12 protein-coding genes are annotated in these 19305 nt (G+C 57.9%); 3 read left to right on the top strand and 9 right to left on the bottom strand.

Going from position 1 to position 19305, the window contains the following annotated elements; translation table 11 throughout:
• Together GT571_RS07955 and GT571_RS07950 are read left to right on the top strand one after the other, a co-directional pair.
• Nucleotides 1-513, top strand: a 513-nt coding sequence (locus GT571_RS07955; RefSeq protein ID WP_192934321.1) for a restriction endonuclease subunit S, incomplete at its 5' end; no start/stop codon positions are given.
• Nucleotides 514-546: 33 nt separating this feature from the next.
• Nucleotides 547-1341, top strand: a complete 795-nt coding sequence (locus GT571_RS07950; protein WP_161156510.1) for a tyrosine-type recombinase/integrase — start codon at nucleotides 547-549, stop codon at nucleotides 1339-1341.
• On the opposite strand, the gene GT571_RS07945 is transcribed toward GT571_RS07950, so the two are convergent.
• The 6 genes from GT571_RS07945 to GT571_RS07920 all read right to left on the bottom strand — a co-directional run bounded on the left by GT571_RS07945 (nucleotide 1331) and on the right by GT571_RS07920 (nucleotide 11021).
• On the bottom strand, nucleotides 1331-2938 hold the full coding sequence (locus GT571_RS07945) for a restriction endonuclease subunit S (protein ID WP_138113048.1): 1608 nt from the start codon (nucleotides 2936-2938) through the stop codon (nucleotides 1331-1333). The genes GT571_RS07950 and GT571_RS07945 overlap by 11 nt on opposite strands.
• Nucleotides 2939-4417, bottom strand: coding sequence for a class I SAM-dependent DNA methyltransferase (locus GT571_RS07940; protein WP_006235244.1), 1479 nt, complete (start codon nucleotides 4415-4417; stop codon nucleotides 2939-2941).
• Nucleotides 4418-4436: 19 nt separating this feature from the next.
• Nucleotides 4437-6767 (bottom strand): EcoAI/FtnUII family type I restriction enzme subunit R, encoded by a 2331-nt coding sequence (gene hsdR / locus GT571_RS07935; protein ID WP_138113050.1) that lies wholly within the window; start codon nucleotides 6765-6767, stop codon nucleotides 4437-4439.
• Nucleotides 6768-6958: 191 nt separating this feature from the next.
• Nucleotides 6959-7699 carry a 3'-5' exonuclease gene (locus GT571_RS07930; RefSeq protein ID WP_204987216.1) on the bottom strand — a complete coding sequence of 247 codons (741 nt, stop codon included), beginning with the start codon at nucleotides 7697-7699 and terminating at the stop codon, nucleotides 6959-6961.
• 449 nt (nucleotides 7700-8148) lie between these two features.
• Nucleotides 8149-9354 (bottom strand): ATP-binding protein, encoded by a 1206-nt coding sequence (locus GT571_RS07925; RefSeq protein WP_338400647.1) that lies wholly within the window; start codon nucleotides 9352-9354, stop codon nucleotides 8149-8151.
• A gap of 275 nt (nucleotides 9355-9629) precedes the next feature.
• Nucleotides 9630-11021: an ATP-binding protein gene (locus tag GT571_RS07920; RefSeq protein ID WP_161156506.1), complete on the bottom strand. Its 1392-nt coding sequence runs from the start codon at nucleotides 11019-11021 to the stop codon at nucleotides 9630-9632.
• 529 nt (nucleotides 11022-11550) lie between these two features.
• On the opposite strand from GT571_RS07920, the gene GT571_RS07915 reads away from it, so the two are divergent.
• Complete coding sequence (locus GT571_RS07915; protein ID WP_161156504.1) at nucleotides 11551-12549, top strand: hypothetical protein; 999 nt, start codon at nucleotides 11551-11553, stop codon at nucleotides 12547-12549.
• Nucleotides 12550-12893: 344 nt separating this feature from the next.
• Here GT571_RS07915 and xdh read toward each other — a convergent pair whose 3' ends face one another.
• The 3 genes from xdh to ygfK are packed head-to-tail and all read right to left on the bottom strand — an operon-like array spanning nucleotide 12894 to nucleotide 19174.
• Nucleotides 12894-15671 (bottom strand): selenium-dependent xanthine dehydrogenase, encoded by a 2778-nt coding sequence (gene xdh / locus GT571_RS07910; protein ID WP_161156502.1) that lies wholly within the window; start codon nucleotides 15669-15671, stop codon nucleotides 12894-12896.
• A gap of 12 nt (nucleotides 15672-15683) precedes the next feature.
• Nucleotides 15684-16163 (bottom strand): 4Fe-4S binding protein, encoded by a 480-nt coding sequence (locus GT571_RS07905; protein WP_055252516.1) that lies wholly within the window; start codon nucleotides 16161-16163, stop codon nucleotides 15684-15686.
• A gap of 11 nt (nucleotides 16164-16174) precedes the next feature.
• Nucleotides 16175-19174, bottom strand: coding sequence for a putative selenate reductase subunit YgfK (ygfK, locus tag GT571_RS07900; RefSeq protein ID WP_161156500.1), 3000 nt, complete (start codon nucleotides 19172-19174; stop codon nucleotides 16175-16177).
• Nucleotides 19175-19305 lie beyond the last annotated feature (131 nt).

Below are 19305 nucleotides of genomic sequence, written 5' to 3'. Positions count from 1 at the left end.
GCGAGGCTCGAGAGCGTCACCACTTACATCCAGAGGGGCAAGTCGCCGAAGTATTCGACCGTCGAGAAATACCCCGTGATCGCCCAAAAGTGCAACCAATGGAGCGGATTCTCCGTGGAAAAGGCGAGGTTCATCGACCCAGCCACCGTATCCAAGTACGCGGATGAGCGGATTCTGAAGGATGGTGACCTTCTCTGGAACTCGACCGGCCTCGGCACGTTGGGCAGGATGGCGGTCTATGACTCGGCGAAAAACAGATACGGCTGGGCCGTCGCCGACAGCCACGTGACGGTGATCAGGACGCGGGAAGATTGGCTTGATCACCGGTTTGCCTTCGCCTATTTCGCGGGGCCGTCAGTCCAGTCTGAAATTGAAGACCAGGCAAGCGGCAGCACGAAGCAGAAAGAGCTTGCGCAGGAGACGGTCAGAAACTACCTAATCCCAGTTCCGCCCCTCGCCGAGCAGCGTCGCATCGTTTATGAAGTTGACTGGCTTTTCAAAATACTTGTCTAACTGTTTTCATGACCTCGTCGAAAGGAAGATGTCATGAGAATGTTTGTACAATACTTGCAGGAAAAGGGTTATGCGGAAAACACTGTTGATTCTTATTCCTTTGCAATATGCCAGCTTATCGATAAAACTCAGTCTCTAACAAACCAGTCACTTCTTGCGCACAAAGAGTGGCTGGTTTCTTCATTCGCTCCGAAAACGGTTAACAACCGCATCGGCGCAATTAACACCTACCTTGATTTCATCGCTTTCGATGGAATCCGACTCAAAGGAGTGCGAATTCAACAGAAGCCGTTTCTCGACAATGTCATCAGCAATGAACAATACATGCAGTTAATCAGCGGCCTGAAGCAAGACGGTGATTGGTTTTGGTATTTCATCGTTCGCTTTCTTGGTTGTACGGGTGCGAGAGTAAGTGAGTTAAGACAGTTCAAAGTAGAACACGTTACCGCTGGATATATGGACATTGTTTCAAAAGGCCAGAAGCTCAGGAGAATTTGGATACCTGACTCTTTGCGTGAAGAAAGTCTTACATGGAAAGCCAAGCCAATGAATGGCCTTCTATTTCCAGGCAAAAACGACAACGCGATTACTTCGCGCGGCATATCCGTAGGGTTGAAGCGTGCCGCACTGCGCTATGGCGTCGGCCAAGACGTCGTATACCCGCATTCATTTCGGCACTTGTTCGCAAAAAACTTTATCAACCGCAACCCAGATATTTCACTGCTTGCTGATCTTATGGGACACGAAAGCATTGAGACAACGCGAATCTATCTGCGGCGCACTGCCGATGAACAGCGCGCCGCGGTTGATGAAGCAGTCAATTGGTAAGAGCAAATACTTCGGTGACTCTAGAAACAATTCGTTTCTGCTCGCTGGCCGGGGGAACAGGAACTAGAGCGCGATACAGCCTGTTGTCATTGATTGCCGGATAGGCAACCCCCTTCGCGTTCTCATTGGCATTTGCATAAGAGTCAAAGCTAGGAGAAACCAAAAAGTAGAGAAGAAAACTAGGAAGGAATCCGTCAAGACATGAAAGGACAGCAAACCCAGTACTTGCGATGGGCTTAATATTAAAATCCTTATCTACGATACAGGCATTATGCAAATAAGGGCGGACGGTCGCATAGAGCACATCATTCTTTGCGACTAGCTTTCTTGCTCGTGAGGGCGCGTCAGCTGCATTTATAACAGTTTCTTGTCCGAGCTTTTGGTTCACATTGTCAATCGACGAGATGTCGATATAGGCAAAACGCGCCTCAGGCCTCTTCTGCCCGCGATTCAAGACAAGAGACCCTAAACGACGCCACTCCCAGCTCTCGGGTATCTCGAACGGGATCTCGTCCTCGATGCAGACGGGCTCGGACTCGCGGCCCCTGGCGTCCACCCTCTTCTCATAGCGGCGGCCATCGGAACCGGCGAAGATGATCGACTCACCGCCCTTCGGGGCCTTCATCTCCCCCTCGGCCACGAGCTGCCGGCGCTGCCCGCGGATGCGCTCCAGCAGAACGCCGGCGGGCTCGTCTGCGGGGTCCTGCGGCACGAGCCCTCCCTGAACCGCCAGCTGCAGCACCGACTTGCGCAGGCGGCCGGGCAGCGCGGCGTCGAGCTCCTCGCGGGCGTCCTCGAGCTCACCGTACTCCTCGACCAGGGGCATGAGCTCGTTCACCCGCTCGACGATGCGGCGCTGCTCGGCGAGAGGCGGAATCGGAAGAAATAGCTCTTTTAGCACTGCTGCTTTGATTCCTTTTGCGGTCGTCCCCGTGGCATGATCCTTAACTTGAATTTGGAACAGTGGAGATAGAATTATTTGGCAGAACAGGGCATTGTCTGGACCAACTGTGCCGTAATTCTGAAGGGTAATGACACGCTGTCCACAGCTGCAACGTTTCATTTCGCATATCGCGCAATACCCCATCGGGGCTTCGGTTGTAAACAGCAAATCGCCACGGTGGGTCTCTCCGCGAGACAAGCGTGTTGCATATTCGTCTTCTGAAATATACTCCTCGCGTGTGTAATCAATATAGCCTTGGCGAATGTTGCTCGCAGTCATTAGTCGAACACCTGAAGGTGATTTGTGAGGTGTTTTACCCCTGTAATCAATGAAGTTATATACGGTTTCCAGCCTTGCCCAAGCCCACCCCTCGGGCAGCTCCTCAAACGGCACTTCGTTCGCGATGCACTTATCGCTAGTCACGCGACCCTTGGCATCCACCTTCTTCTCATAGGGGGAGCCATCGGAACCGATATAGATAATGCTCTCCCCGCCCTTCGGGAATTTAGCCTTACCCTCAGCAATAAGCTTATGCTTCTCTTCACGAATACGCTCAAGCAGGACGCTTGCAGGCTCATCACTCGGGTCTTGTGGAACGAGCTTTCCCTCAATCGCCATTTGCAGGATTGAGTTCTTCAGGTCTTTTGCCTTCATCTACGCCTCAATCCCAAGAATCTCGCAAATACGAGCAAGCTTCTGGTCAATCTCGGCATCGAGCTTAGCGCGCTCTTCTTTGTAGTTCCTGATCAGTTCGTCAGGCGGTAAGATCTCCTCTTCCTCGTGAGGATAGCCGCACACGTCAAAGTTAAAACCGCCGTCTCGCAACTCGTCAACCGTATAGTACTTGGCCTTGGGATTGCCGTCTTCCTCGATATCCCGACGGTTCTCCCACCATTCCTTTACAGGTGCAAAATGTTCGATCCTAATGGGCTTGGTCTTAGAGAAGTGTTTATACCCCTCGGGCATGTCCATGCGATAGAACCAAACGCCCTCAGAGGCCCCCGTATTATCGAAGAACAGAACGTTAGTAGTGATGCTCGTGTACGGAGCGAAAACACTCTGTGGAAGGCGCAAGACAGTATGCAAGTTCATGTCCTCAAGCAGGCGACGCTTGATCTCCGTCTTTGCACTATCCTGGCCAAAGAGAAAACCATCCGGAATGATAACAGCAGCGCGGCCGCCTCGCTTAAGACGATAAAGAATGAGTCCAAGGAATAGATCTGCGGTCTCGGAGCTACGGAGTGCAACAGGGAAGTTGTTTTGCACCGATGCACTCTCGGACCCGCCATAGGGCGGGTTCATAAGTACGACGTCAAACTGGCCGTCAGGCTTGTGCTTCCACTCGCGAACATCCTTCTCGAGAGAGTTATCGTGAAAGACTTCAGGATTATCGATATCGTGCAACAGCATGTTGGTCACGCACAGCAGGTAAGGGAGCTGCTTCTTCTCGATGCCGTAGACCGATCTTGCATAGAGTTCACGATCGGCTGGAGTCTGAACCTGGGAGTCGAGAATCTTGAGGGCGCTCGTCAAAAAGCCGCCCGTGCCACACGCGAAGTCAGCCACAGTCTCGCCGAGCTTGGGCGCAAGTGCCTGGGCCATAAAGTCAGTCACCGCTCGGGGCGTGTAAAACTCGCCGGCATTACCCGCGGACTGTAAGTCTTTCAGGATGGTCTCGTAAATTTCACCGAAGGCGTGGCGCTCTTTGTACTCGGTAAAATCAACCGACTCGTCAATCTCGTTGATGACTTGACGAAGTAGAATCCCATCCTTCATGTAGTTGTTGGCGTCAGTAAAAGCAGCCTTGACGACGACGTGTCGCAAAGGCGCATCAGGTGCAAGCTCAAGACTCTCAAGAGTCTTGAATAGATCATTGTTCACAAAGTCGAGAAGCTCATCGCCAGTAAGCGCCTTGCCGTCTTTCGCATCGTGCGCCCAGCTATACCAGCGCAGGCGCTCGGGGATGATGGACTGATAGGAGTCATCGTGAAACTCCCACTCCTGCTCCTTGGCATCGTAAATCTTGAGGAAGAAAAGCCAAGTCATCTGCTCAATGCGCTGCGCATCGCCATTGATGCCGGCGTCTTTGCGCATGATGTTCTGCAGGGTCTTTACGAGAGATCCCAGTGCCATTTGCTATCGTTACCTTTCTCTATGCGATGTAGAGCTCGTCCTCGAGCATCTGCGCTGCCTGAATGTACTGTTGTTTGCCGCCGAATGCGGCGACGATCTTCATTGGGCTGCCAAACCGACGGAATTCCTCGAGGTCGAGGACGTGGGTGTCGTCCAAGTCTACGAGGTTCGACGTCGCATATTTGTCGAGAAGCGCTTCAAGGACCTCACGCGCGACGCCGGCATACTCATAGAGCACGCCCTTTTTCTTGACACTATTGGCTCTCTCGCTGCGCGTAAGAGGTCTCTGGTCGTAAGCAATGTGGCAAATGAGGTCAAAGTCGCTCATTTGCTCCTGTCCAGTCTCGAGCCGCAGCTCATCCAGGAATACGCCACGCGCGCGCAGCTCATCGATAATCGCTTGTTTCTTATGTTCAGAGTTCCACGCCGCTAGGAAGTGGTCAAGAGTGTCGTATTCGCCGAGAATGTTTTTTCGCGTATAGTCCTTAAGGCTCTCAGTTACAAGAAGGCCATCGGAGGAGTAATACTGCACCATCTCCGACACTACATAGACGTCGGCCCCATGAACGTGATATTTCACATGGGAGGACGGATCGTCCGGCGGCAATACGGGTGGGTCTACGATCGGAGACGGAGGCGGAACGGGACTGCCGCCATTGCCGCCGGGACCCGGATCCGCAATGGGGTCACCCGGATTAGGCTCAAACACAACAACAGGTTCGCCATCAAACTCGGGATCTGCAAACAAACGCGATGCGTCACGAAAATCGAGGATGGTGAAATAGAGTTTGTCGTAGTCCTCACAGATACGGGTTCCGCGGCCGATAATCTGCTTGAACTCCGTCATTCCGTGCTCACCGAACTTGTTGTCGAGCACGACTACCTTACACGTCTTGCAATTAACACCAGTGGTGAGAAGCTTCGAAGTCGTAACGATGGTCGGGTATTTCTCGTCGGGGTCGATGAAGTTATCTAACTGAGCCTTACCTTCCCTGTCGTCACCCGTAATCTTCATGATGTAGGTGGGGTGATCTCTTACGATATCGGCGTTCTCGTTTACAAGGGCACGTCGCATATTTTCGGCATGCTCGATGTCAACGCAAAAGACTATGGTCTTGGAGTAACGATCCGTCTCCTTTAGAAATTGAGTTATCCGCTTGGCAACTTCCTCGTAGCGCTCTTTGATGACAATCTCGCTGTCGAAGTCTTGCTTCTCGAAAACACGTTTGGGCAGAGCTTCGCCGCGATCATCTATGGTGCCTTCCTCAGTACGGTATCCGTAAATGTCGACGTTCAGCTTAGGACGAATAACTTTATACGGGGCGAGAAAGCCATCCTCGATTCCCTGTTTAAGGGAGTAGGTGTAGACAGGTTCGCCGAAGTAGGTAATGTTTGAAACCTCTTCAGTCTCCTTTGGCGTAGCCGTCATACCGATTTGAATTGCACAATTGAAATACTCAAGTACCTTACGCCATGCGGAGTCCGCCGCGGCGCTTCCGCGATGGCACTCGTCGACGATAATCAAATCGAAGAATTCCGAGTCGAACTCGCGGAATATTTCTTCACCGTTTTCTCCAACAAGCTGTTGGTAGAGCGAGAAATAGACCTCGTAAGCAGAATCGAGCTTTCGACCTACGACCTTGGTTGTAACCCTCTTGAGAGGCTTGAAATCGCCGTCTATGGTCTGATCGACGAGAATATTGCGGTCCGCCAGATAGAGAACCTTACGAACCTCGGTAGTCTGTCGCAAGCGATGAACGATTTGAAAAGCCGTAAAAGTCTTTCCCGTTCCCGTTGCCATAACGAGCAAGATGCGATTCTTACCTCGCGCAATAGCTTCAAGCGTACGATTGATGGCGATGCACTGATAGTAGCGAGGATGATTGCCGCCGTGCTCCTGGTAATACGGAGCGGTCACAATCTCCTGGCTATACGGATGTTCAAGCCCCTTAGCTTTTGAGTATCGTGTCCAAAGTTCCGCCGGAGTGGGAAACTCGTCCATGGCAAGAGCGCGCTCTTTCCCGGTAAGAAAATCGTGCTCAACAAAACCCTTTCCGTTTGAGCTGTACGCAAACGGAATATCGAGCAGCTGGGCATATCCCATCCCCTGTTGGAGACCGGCATCAACGGTGTGCTCCGTATCCTTAGCCTCGACGATTGCGATAGGGATGCCCGGAGCATACATCAGAAGGTAGTCAGCCTTCTTCTTGTCTTTACGGGTGACCATACTTCCGCGCACAACAATCTCGCCACTGGTAAAGAAATACTCAGTGAAGACTTGGGTATTGCGATCCCACGACTTCATAATCGCAGGATCAATGAGTTTAAGCCGTGTGTCAGACTCGTTCATACGTCTCGGAACCCCTCATTGCGCAAAGCGACAGCTATTGATGTTGAGTTGATTAATTTTATCATCACTATGCAATCTAGCAGCCGCTTTATACTAAATGAGACGAAGTAAAGTCAGCCCCGTGAGAAAGCTCCAAAGAAAGCAAAATGAGCCCCGTTGACTTGAGTCAGAGGTCATTCCCGGAGCCCCGCCTACCTCCCCTCCGCCTTCAGCTTCAGCAGCAGGTCGCCCAGCTCGGGGCACTTGTTGGAAAGGCGCATCTGGGCTCGATCGCCCATCCTCCACCGCTGGCGGATCTCCTGAGCACGCGGACTCACGCGATAGTCCCCGTCCATCACCTGCTTGAGCAACTTGGCGGTCACGCGCGCGTCGGCTAGGGCACTGTGGGCGTGACCCGTCGACTCGTCAAACTCGATGCCAAACCACGTCGCCGCGTCATTCAAAGAGACGCACTCGTGGCTGCCCACGTCCATGATCGAGGTGTAAAACGCCTGCAGATCGGCCCAGTCCGTAGGAAATGCGGCAAGGTCGATTTGCTTTGCCTGGCACTCGGTCATAAGCTGTCGACGGTCCGTCCCGCTCCAGCAAACTATCTGGGCGGAGTAGCGGCCGATCCAATCGCTGAGCCTTTTGATCACCATGTAGAGTGGGTCGGCCATCGCGGTGTCCACGGCCGATATACCTGTGAGCTCGCGGACGGGAAACGCAACGCCTTCGGTAAATTCCGTCTGCACAAACTGCGAGAACTCGCCCATAACGTTGCCGTGGTAATCGAGCTTGACGGCGCCGACCTCGATAATCTCATTGCGCAGTCCACGGCGCTGGCGCTGCTTTGGCACCGGCGCAAACTCAAAGTCCAGCACAATCTGGCGCGCAAAGTTCGTCGTGTCGATAGCCGAGATACCCGGCGTCTTTTCAGCTGACACGGTCATGGCCTTTCTCCGTCAACTGCCGCTTGCTACATAGGCGGCTACATTGCCGTAAGGATAGGCGCCCGCGCGGACATGAAAGCGGGGCGCAATACCATGCGCCAAGCACACGCCATGCAGACGGCCCCAAGAGAGTCGCCCGCTCTATTCAAATGCATGAAAAAGATTGAGGCCCGGTGACTTGAATCAGAGGTCATCCCGGGCCCATCAGAGCTCACAGAGCTCTTGGTTGCTTTGGTCTCGCTCTTCACGGCGCTTATCGAACTTTCCGAGGCACTCAAGCAGCATTCGAAGCATAACAAGTCGCTGCCATTAAGGCACTGACCTCTTGACCAAGCAACGGCGCTGCCCAGCTATCACCCTTGGGCTGCCGTCAACTTTATTCTATCCGCGAGCATCTGGTTTACCAAATGGATTTTCGGTAAAGGAAGCACGGCACGCCCGCAAAACCACTACGCCCCAAGTGCCGCCATGGGAATCACCGCCACGCCGTCGTCGCGTGTGTAGGCAATGCTCCCCTTTCCAACCACGACCGCCAAAAACGCCGGCGTGGCATTCTGGGCGGCAGGATTGGAGAGCACTTTCCTCTCCAGCGCCTTGAGATTTCTCGCTCCATCGTCTGCTTTCGCATCACTCAGCTTGACCTCGATGGCTCCCCAGCGCCCGTCGTGCTCAACGATCAGATCGACCTCAAGGCCCTTCTCATCTCGGAAATAATGGACACTGTTGTCGACACCGCCGTAGGTGGAAAGGAACACGCGCACGTCGCGCAGGACGAGATTCTCAAAGAGCATCCCCAGCGTTTGCATATCGCCAAGCAGCCGCTCAGGGGTAGCCCCCAGCAACGCCGCCGCAAGTGACGGGTCACAGAAGTAGCGCTTGGGGCGCACGCGAACGCGGGCCTTCGAGCGCATGGGCGGCTCCCATCCGCACAGGTCCTCGGTCAGCTTGAGCCTGTTGAAGAGGTCCAAGTACGCAGCGATGGTCCTCTCGTCGGGGCCCGCCTCACCGTACGAGGCGTCCTTTACGAGCGTCTTGTACGTGACAGCCTGGCTCTCGTTCATGGCAAGAGCTCGCAAAAGGCCGTGTGCAAGCTCAGGCGACATGCCCTCGTCCAGCACGTTGACGTCGAGCACCGAGTGCACGTACTGGCTTGCCGTCTCTCGCGCAAGATCTTCCGAAAGCCCAAGATTTGCAGGCCAACCGCCCCTGCAGCACCAGCGGGCGACGTCATCCACCGTGCTCTCGCGACGCTGAGGGGCAAAATCCTCGCCCTTAAAGAGGCTTGCCAGTGACACGAGCGGCTCGCCGTCGCCCGACTCACACAGGGCCATGGGGCGCATTGACAGACGGGCGATCCTACCCGTGCCGGAATGACGAACATGGCTGCGCTCCTCGCTTTTGAGCGCGGTCGAGCCCGTGAGCAAAAGTGTCCCCCGTTCGTTGCCGCTCGCGTCCACGAAACGCCGGGCGGCATCCCAAACCTCGGGCACCTCCTGCCATTCATCGACCAGGTGTGGCGCATCGCCGATGAGCGCCAGGCTTGGGTCGACCTCTGCCGCCGCACGCTGCGCAGGCTCATCGAGCCTGGAGACGCTCGCCGAGCGAGAGAGCGCCGTCCAGGTCTTGCCGCACCATTTGGGGCCGTTGATCTCCACACAGCCAAACGCCCGCATAAGGGTGTCGAGGCGCTCCTCTATGAGCCGGGGCCTATATCCCTTTTGGGTCAATCTCTTTGGTGCATCCATAGACGGCCGTCCCTCTCTATCACGCGATATGCGAAATTACGCCATTCTCAATGCTGATTTTACGCTACTTTCAATGTAGTTTTTACGCCATGACAGATGTAGTTTTTACGCCATTTTCATTGAAGGTTTTACGCTTGGCATCCTTAGCGCGACCCATTCCGAGCATCACATCAGAGCGTGCTTGGTTATCTCCGCTCGCACATCTCGGCAAACGAAATCAGCTTGGCATCTCCCCTGCTCGCCGCAGCTTCCTGACATCCTTGCGTAAAGCCTCGCTTCGAGAAGATCGCATAGCTTTTGTGCTGCCGCCTAAAGAGCTCGCTTCGATGCACGAGCTTTTGCAGCACGTCTTCGCCCACCGGTTCATTGCGCCATTTGCATTCCGCAAACAGCGCAGTGCCCTCGCCATCGTCAACAATCAAGTCGATTTCTTCCTGCGTATGCGTGCGATTATCCGTCCCCCACCAGCGCCCAACGCTTGCCGGAACCACATCAAGCTGGCCCGCCCGCGCGAGTTCGTACACGTATTGTCTGCATATAAGCTCAAAGACCGTACCCATGTAATCCGATACGTGCGGCTCAATGCGCTCATACGCCATCTCGGCCATATCGTTTTGAATCAGCCCGATGTTCTGCGGAACAAACTTGTACCAGAACCTAAACATCTGATCGCTCAGCAGATACACGGCTCGCTTATTGCTCGTCTCGTTTAGGGGCAGCTCGCGCTCGACAATCCCAAGCGACGCCAGCTTATCCACATAGCTCTTTACGTTGCTCGCAGGGATTCCCGTAGAGCTCGCAATCTCCGAGATCTTCGAGCGCCCCTGGGCAATTGCTTGCACGATCGCATCATATTGCTCGGGATTGCGGCACTCCTGCAATAGCAGGTTACTCGGCTCCTCAAAGAGATAGCCCGTAGGAGTAAGAAAAAGACGTTTGATGTTGTCCTTGAGCGGTGCGGCAGGATCGACTTTCTCGATATATGCAGGAATGCCACCCGTCATGCCATAGCAAACTGCAGCGTCTTCGCGACCCATGCTCTGCCACAGGCCGAGGGTCGTCATAAAATCGAGCGGCATGATCTTAAACTGGGCCGTACGCCTACCGTATAGCGGACTCTCGTAGCCCAACACCTGCTCTTCCATAAACGAAAGCGACGACCCGCACAGGATAAGCATAAGCTTGGTCTCTTTGTACAAGTGATCGATCTTGTCTTGCAGCAACGAGCTGATCTCGGGATTCGATTGGGCGAGATAAGGATACTCGTCGATCACGACAATCAAACGTTCCGTACGAGCCATGGTAGCCAATGCATCGAACGCCTCGTCAAAACTACGAAACGACACGCCAGCAACACCAACGGAGCCCGCAAGTATCGCCTGGCTAAAGCCATGCAGGTTTGCCTCTGCATTGGTGCGACGAGCTTGAAAGTAAATAGCCTTCTTGCCTTGGATAAACTCTGTGATAAGGCGCGTTTTACCCACACGACGGCGGCCGTAAATCACAGGCATCTCAAAGGAGTCCGTGCCATACAGTCGATTGAGCTCGGACATTTCCGCTGTTCTTCCGACAAACATAGACCATCCTTCCTTTACGTTATAGCTAGCTATATTATACCTTCCTATAATATAGCTAGCTATAACGTAATTCGACAAGCGGCGCACACGAAAGGGGCGGTACACCACCGCACGTGGACCGTTCCGGAAAATGCATCCCGTTCTGGAGCCAAAAACTGGGCCGTAGTTTCCGCCAAGCATGCCATCCGGAAAGCACGTCCCATTCCGAGCGACAATTCCGGGTCACAGTTTCCGCAGATACAAGGCGACAGTCCGCCGGCCTTATCACATGCCTTCAAATATGCGATCCAGAAACACAAAACAGCAGATAGAATGCTCTTTTTCAAAAAGTACACGTCCCGAAACTTACCAAGACTTCATATCCAGCTACCGTTCACGGTCGCCGATTACCGCCCACCGATTCAAACAAGAAATATGTCGCCAAAAGCAGGCCATCTACCTGCATGGTTAGATTTTGGTCAGCTTTTGGTCAGCTGAGCGGCAAGTTCCAGCTGATACGTTTTTGCTACCCAAAAGGAGGCGGTAGCTCATGACCCATTGCAATGACCAGCTCATCGACCAACTGCTCACTCAAGCCGAACAAGAGGGGCGCTGTCTGATTCCCCCGAGCACGGCGATCCGAAAAGCGCTCCTTCGGCGCACCGGCGGCACGGTTGTCTCGCCCATGCCGGGGTTGTTTGCGCGAAAAACGCGCTGGGATGAACTCAACCGAGCGCAACGCCATTGCGAAATCCTCCGCGCCCTTGCGATCATCCACCCCGATTGGACGTTCTGCTCGTTTTCGGCCGCCTGTCTGCTGGGGCTCGAGGTCTCGTGGCGACACCTGAATGTCGTGCGTGTCTGCAGCTCGACAAAGCCGTCGGCTCGCCCGGGCGCACATATTCAGCGGCACCAGATTGAGCCGGCCGGAGCAATACGCAGAGCCGGCATATCGGTAACGCCGCCCATCCAAACAGTCACAGATTGCCTGTTGCAGACCGGTTTTGCCGACGGCATGCCCATTGCCGATTCGACGATCTTAAAGCTCGGCCTTGCGCGGGAACAGCTGATGGAGGCCGTCGAGCAACGAGCGACCGCCCGCAATGGTCGCACGATTCGCACCGCCCTCACGACACTTCGATATGCCGACGCCCGCGCCGAGAGCGGCGGGGAATCGGTCGCCCGAGCCATCATGATCGAGACGGGCTTTGCGCCCGATTGGCTTCAATACGAGCTGACGGACCCCTTCAATTCGACCAAGCCCATACGAACGGACTTTGCCTGGGAGCGCCAGGCGCGGGAACTCACGCTGGGCGAGCTCGACGGGCTCATCAAATATACCGACCAGACCATGCTGGCCGGACGCACCACCGCCGAGGCGCTCGTCGCCGAACGACAGCGCGAGGCGCACCTATCGCTCTACGGCCATCCGCTCATCCGCTTTACCATGATCGAAGTCCGTTCGGCAGGCATGCTCGCGAAAAAGCTGCAGACGGCAGGCATCCGGCAGACCGCTCTGCCGGCATGGCTCAACGAGGTGGAGTTGTAGGAGCTGTTGAGCTTATGCCCGTCTGCCTGCCAAACCGGGACAAACTTTCCGGTTGAAGCTCCAACCGGAAAGTGTGTCCCACTCTGGAGCCGAATTCCGGGATGCGCTTTCCGCCAGAGGCTCTACCGGAAAGCGCATCCCATTCTGAGCATCGATTCTGGGATGTAATTTCCGCCGAGGGCTCCAAGGGGAAACTGCATCCCATTCTGAGCGCTCATTCCGGGACACGCTTTCCGCTCCAAGCAAAAGGCCCCGGCTCACGATGGAGCTGGGGCCAAAGGCGCAGCTTATACAGTTGATGGCAAGCGCAGACGGCAGTCAGCAATGGCTGTCCGCGCCCTACCCTACCCGCGGTGACGAGCGCGGCTGTACGGCGTATCCACCATGGGCAGATCCGGACGCAGCTTGCCGTCAAATGCGCGATAGGCGTTCTGCACGGCGGGCGCCGTGGGGATCGTTGCGATCTCGCCGATGCCCTTGCCGCCGTATGCCACGGGCAACAGCTCGTCCTTCTCCACGTAAATGGCGTGGATATCCGGAATCTCGGGCGCACGGAACAGTCCGAGTGTGCCGTACCTTGCCTGGGGCACGCAGTCCTTGAGCGGCCAGTCCTCGGTAAGCGCATAGCCCATACCCATAAGCACGCCGCCTTCGATCTGACCCTGGATGGAGATGGGGTTGACCACCTTGCCGGAATCGTGCGCAGCATAGACCTCGCTCACGCGGCCGCCGTCGTCCAAAATGACCACATGCGTGGCAAAGCCGTAGCAGATGTGGCTCTTGGGGTTGGGAACGTCGGCGCCCAGCTTGTCGGTCGGCTCCAGGTACACGTAGCCAAACTCGCATCCCTCGAGCGCCTTGATGGCGGCCGCGGGATCCTGGGGATGCACGCCCTGGCCGGCGACGAGCTCCTGCGTGTGCAGCTGATAGGCGCGACCGTCGTCGTACTCAATCTTGACGCCGTCGCCATGCGCGCTCACGGGAGCGGCGGGCGCAGACTTGCCGGCCTCGATGCCAAGCATGGCATCGCGCAGCAGGAAGGCGGCGCCGCGCACGGCCTCGCCGGTCACGACCGTCTGACGCGAGCCAGACGTGGTGCCGGAGTCGGGAGCGTTCTCGGTGGAGCACTCGCCGTTGGCAATGCAGTGAAGCGGCAAACCGCAGGCCTCGGCAACGTCCTGCAAAAAGACCGTGTTGCAGCCCTGGCCGATGTCGGACGTGGCGGCGTAGACCACGGCCACGCCGTTCTCGATGCGAATCTTGCAGCGGCCGGCATCGGGCAGGCCCACGCCCACGCCGGCGTTCTTCATGGCGCAGGCGATACCGGCGTGTCCGGGATGCGCATAGTAGGCATCCTTGACCTCGAGCAGCGTCTCCTTAAGTGCCGTGGAGCAGTCGGCAATCTGGCCGTTGGGCAAAACCTCGCCCGGCTCGATGGCATTACGGTAACGAATCTCCCACGGATCCAGGCCGACCTTCTCTGCCAGCAAGTCGATCAAGCTCTCGAGCGCAAACTCGGACTGGCAAACGCCAAAGCCTCGGTACGCGCCGGCGGGCGGGTTGTTGGTGTAGTAGCCAAAGCCGCGAATGTCGGTGTTCTGGTACTTGTAGGGGCCGACGGCATGCGTGCAGGCGCGCTCGAGAACCGGGCCGCACAGCGATGCGTAGGCGCCGGTATCAAAGTTAATCTCGCAGTCCAGGCCGGTAAAGTTGCCCTCGGCGTCGCAACCCAGCGTAAAGGTGCCGTCCATGGCATGGCGCTTGGGGTGGAACGCGAGCGACTCGGCACGCGTGAGCTTGCACTTCACGGGACACTGGAACTTATATGCGGCGAGCGCGGCCAGGTGCTGGATGGACACGTCCTCCTTGCCGCCGAAGCCGCCACCCACGAGCATGGTCTCGACGACCACACGCTCGGGTTCGCTATCCCAGCCAAACATGTGGGCACACTCTTTGCGCGTATCGTAGGCGCCCTGGTCGGTCGACTGCACCTTGACGCCGTTCTTGTACGGGAAGGCGACGGCGCACTCGGGCTCCAAGAAGGCATGCTCGGTAAAGGGCGTGGTAAAGCGCTGCGTCACGGTAAACGCGCTCTCCGCCAGCGCCTTGGCGGCGTCGCCGCGCGTCACGTGACGGCTCTGGCACACGTTGTCCTTGAGCTCCACTGTGTTGCCAAAGGCAAAGAAGCTGTCGTGCAGGCGCGGGGCGTCGGCAGCCCTGGCCTCGACAATGTTACGCACGGGCTCCAGCGGCTCGTAATCAATCTTTACGAGCTTCTTGGCCTTCTCGAGCGTCGCCTCGTCCTCGGCGACCACCAGCACAATGGCATCGCCCACGCAGCGGGTGATATCGCCCTGGGCGATCATGACGTCCCAGTCCTGGATAAGGTGGCCGACCTGGTTGACCGGCACGTCCTCGGCGCGCAGGATGCCCACCACGCCGGGCAGGGCCTCGGCTTTGGAGGTATCGATGGAGAGCACACGGGCGCGCGGGTACTTGGAGCGCACGGCGCTGGCATAGGTCAGGCCCGGCTGATCGAGCTCGTCGATGTCGTCGGGATACTTGCCCTCACCGAGCACCTTCTTGCGCACGTCGATACGGAAGGCGCGCTTGCCCACGCCGTAGTCGTCGCCGCGCTCCAAGTCCTCGTCAATCTGCTTTTCGCCGCGGAGCACCGCAGCTGCCAGCGCAATGCCCTCGATAATCTTTTTGTAGCCGGTGCAACGGCAGACATTGCCGCGAATGGCGTACTTGATCTGTTCCTCGGTGGGCTCGGGGTCCTCGGCGATGAGCGCCGCACCCGCCATGACCATGCCTGGGATACAAAAACCGCACTGCACGGCGCCCACGGCGCCAAAGGCGTACACAAAGGCCTCGCGCACGTCCTCGGGCAGGCCCTCGACGGTCACGATGTTGCGGCCGGCGGCAAGGGCGGTGGTCAGTACGCAGGCCTTGACGGCCGCACCGTCCACATGGATGGTGCAGGTACCGCAGGCGCCCTCGGAGCAGCCGTCCTTGGCGGAATGGATGTGCAGGTCGTCGCGCAGGTAGCGCAGCAGCGGTTTGTTTTGGGTCGTCGTGTGCTGGACGCCGTTAACGGTAAAAGTGAATTCCTGTGCCATGGTGATTCCCTTCTACACGCCGGCGGCGATGCCGGTACGGTCGTGGATGGCGCCATGCGGGCAGACGACGGCGCACATGCCGCACGACAGGCAATCCGCGCCATCGATATGGGCGCAGTTGTCCTCGATGCGGATAGCGCCGGCAGGGCACTTTTTAGCGCACATACCGCAACCGATGCAGCTCGTGTCGCAGATCTTGCGCGCAATGGCGCCCTTATCGGTGTTGTTGCAGCGCACCAGGATGTTCTGGTAGCCGGGAACGAAGGCAATCACGCGCTGCGGGCACGCCATGCCGCACAGGCCACAGCCCGTGCACTTTGAGCGATCCACGCGGGCGATGCCATCGACCAGCGCAATGGCACCGTGGGGGCAGGCCGTGACACAGGCACCACAGCCAATGCAGCCTTCGCTGCAGCGGGCGTCGCCGCCTGCGGAGGCGCAACCGCTTCCGCAGGCAACGTAGGCCACGTTATGTTGAATGGATTTGGCCATAAGAGACTCGCTTATTTCTTAAGAAGGTACGAATAGTTGTCACGCACAGCCCTGATGGTCAGGCGGACGGCCTCGGGAAGACCGGTGTTGACGGCATCGACCGAGACGGTGCGGACCGTGCCGGCGACGCGGACCTTAAAGTGGTCCTCGTCCACGGCCAGGAAGCCCTCGTTCTCGGAGTTCTCCATGTCCTGCTCGCTCCAGAACAGGGTGAGCTTGTCCTTGTAGGGACGACCCTCCTGGTAGGGGCAGAACACGGCGCAGTTGCCGCACTCGTTGCACATGCCATCGACGTGGACGACCTGATGCTTGGCCAGGCCCGGCACCTTAATGGCAACGTTGGCGCGGTTGGGGCACACGTCGCAGCAGACCTCGCACACCGAGCCGCAGCCCAGGCAGCGAGTCTTGGTGCAGTTGCACTTGTCGCGGCACAATGACCCCTTGCGCTCGTAGCAGGTGTCCTCGCGACCGGCCTGCTCGTTGCAGTCGGCGTACTTGTTAAAGTCCACGCCGGCGATGGCACGGGCAACTTCGGCGGCGTCGGCAATAGCCTCGACCACGGTGGCAGGACCGCGGCGGCAGTCGCCCGCAGCCCAGACGCCCTCGACGCCGGTGGAGGTGGCGGCAAGGCGGCCGCGACGGTCGTGCTCGACGCCCGCGGCATCGTACAGGCTGGCGTCGATGCCCTCGCCCACGGCGCAGATCACCGTGGTGGCGGGAAGCTCGACGGTCTCGCCCGTGGCTACGGGGCTGCGGCGGCCGCTTGCGTCCGGCTCGCCAAGTTCCATAACATCGCAGGTCAGCACGGCACCGTTGAGCGCCTTGGGCGCCAGCAGCTCGCAGAACTCAACGCCGTCGGCAAGAGCAAGATCGAGCTCTTCCTCGTCGGCGGGCATCTGCTTCTTGGTGCGGCGATACACCAGACGCACGTTCTTCACGCCTGCCAGGCGCTTGGCCACGCGGGCCGCGTCCATGGCGGTGTTGCCGGCGCCAATAACCACGACGTCCTCGCCCAGCTCGAGCTTCTCGCCCTTCTTGGCGGCCTCGAGGAACTCCAGCACGTCGAGCTCGGCACCCTCGCCCAAGCCTGCAGAGCCGGGCATCCACGCACCGGTGGCCACGACAACGTCGGTAAAGCCCTGGGCCTTGAGCTCGTCAATGGAATCCACGCGGGCGTTGAGCTGTACCTTGGCGCCAAAGGCCAGGCAGAGCTCGGCGTCGTGCGAGATATCGTCGCTCGCAATGCGGAACTCGGGGATGACGTGACGGACCACGCCGCCGAGCGAATCGCGAGCCTCAAAGATGGTGACGGGCACGCCGGCACGCGTCAGGAAGAACGCCGTCGCCAAGCCGGCCGGGCCGCCGCCGATAACGGCAACGTTGCGCTCGCCGTCGCTGGCGATGGCCTGGGCGCGCAGCTTGGGCAGCACAGCGGTCATGGCCTCGCGGGCGGCCTTGAGCTTGCTGGCGCGAATCTGAGCGCCCTCGGGCTCGTAGAACGCACGCTCGCAGGCACGACCGCAGGGATGCGGGCAGATGGTACCTGTAATGAACGGCAGGGCGTTGCGCTCGATGATGATGTTGAGCGCGTCCTCGTAGCGGCCCTCGTCAACAGCCGCCAGGTAGGCGGGAATATCCTGCTGGATGGGGCAGCTCGTGCGGCACGGCGTGGTAAAGCAGTCGGAAAGCGGGCTCTTGCCGGCGACCTTGCGGTCGGGCAGCGGGCGCAGCGGCTTCTTGTAGAGCGGGTTGGTGAGCGAGTCGGTCTGAATCGCAGTCACGGCCTCGAGCGAGACGCCCGCGAACGGCTTGCCGTCCAGATCGGTAAATTCGCCAGCCATCTGGCTAAAGCGCTCGTAGCCACCGGGCTTGAGCACGTCGGTCGCCAGGGTGACGGGCCAAATGCCGGCGTCATACAGGGCGCGAATGTTGTAGACCGTAGCACCACCGGAGTAGCTGATGCGCAGCTTGCCATCGAACTGCTCGGTAATGCGACGGGCGGCCTCGATGGTCAGCGAGAACAGCGAACGGCCGGACATGTACATCTCGGTGGAAGGTAGCTCGTTTCTCGTCACGTCGACGGGGAACGTGTTGGTCAGCTTGACGCCAAACTCCAGGCCTCGCTCGGCGCACAGGGCAATCAGGCGCTCGAACATGGGCACGGCGTCGGCCCACTGCAGGTCCTCGCGGAAGTGCGTGTCATCGAAGACGATGTAGTCAAAGCCCAGCTCGTTGAGGCGCTGGCGGGCAAACTCATAGCCCAGCAGCGTGGGGTTGCACTTGATGTAGGTGTTGAGGCCCTTCTCGGTGATCAGATAGGTCGCGATGCGCTCGATCTCCGCCGGCGGGCAGCCATGCAGCGTGGACTCGGTGATGGAGTTGGACACGCGAGCCGGGATGGACTCGACAAACGCGGCGTCGACATGCTCAAACTTGTCCAGATTGGCGAGCGCCCATGCGCGGCACTCGTTCCAGACGTCAGAGCCGCTGGCGTCCTTCATGCCCTCGATGTAGGCGTCGACCTTGGGGCTCTTAATACCCTCGAGGTCATAACCCACCGACATGTTGAAGACAAAGCCGTCCGGGCTGCCCAGACCGTACTCGCGAGCGATCAGGTGGCAGGCAAACCATGCCTTCACGTACTCGGCAAAGGCCTGCGGAACCTCGAGCTCGGTCGACCATTCGCAGTTGTAGCACTCGTCCTGCGCCACAATGCAGGGCTTGTTGACGCACTTGGAGAGCTCCTCGCCGTCCATAACTTGGACGGTCTTGAGCTCAAAGAAGCGGGAACCGGCCACGTAGGAGGCCACGATGTTCTGGGCCAGCTGCGTGTTGGGGCCGGCAGCCGGGCCAAACGGAGTCTCGATGCGCTCGTCAAAAATGGGAAGCGCGCCCTCCTGGTTGGTCGTGACCATCTTGCGAACGCCAAAGATGGCGCCCTGGGTCTTGTGCTCCTCGATGATCCAGTTCATCAGCTGCGAAAACGGGATCGGCCTCATGATGTCGCTCATAGCGAGCTCCTCTCTGTAACGCCCGGCGAGACCGCGCGGCGGGCGCAAATACGGTGTAGCGCTAGCACAAGCGCCGGCGACCCCGCGGAGGTCGCCTATACGCGCGTCGGATGCGGCGAAACATCCGACGC

It is taken from the genome of Collinsella aerofaciens, assembly GCF_009876115.1.
GTDB classification, from domain to species: Bacteria; Actinomycetota; Coriobacteriia; order Coriobacteriales; family Coriobacteriaceae; genus Collinsella; species Collinsella aerofaciens_N.
This window is presented reverse-complemented; position numbering and strand designations above follow the sequence as displayed.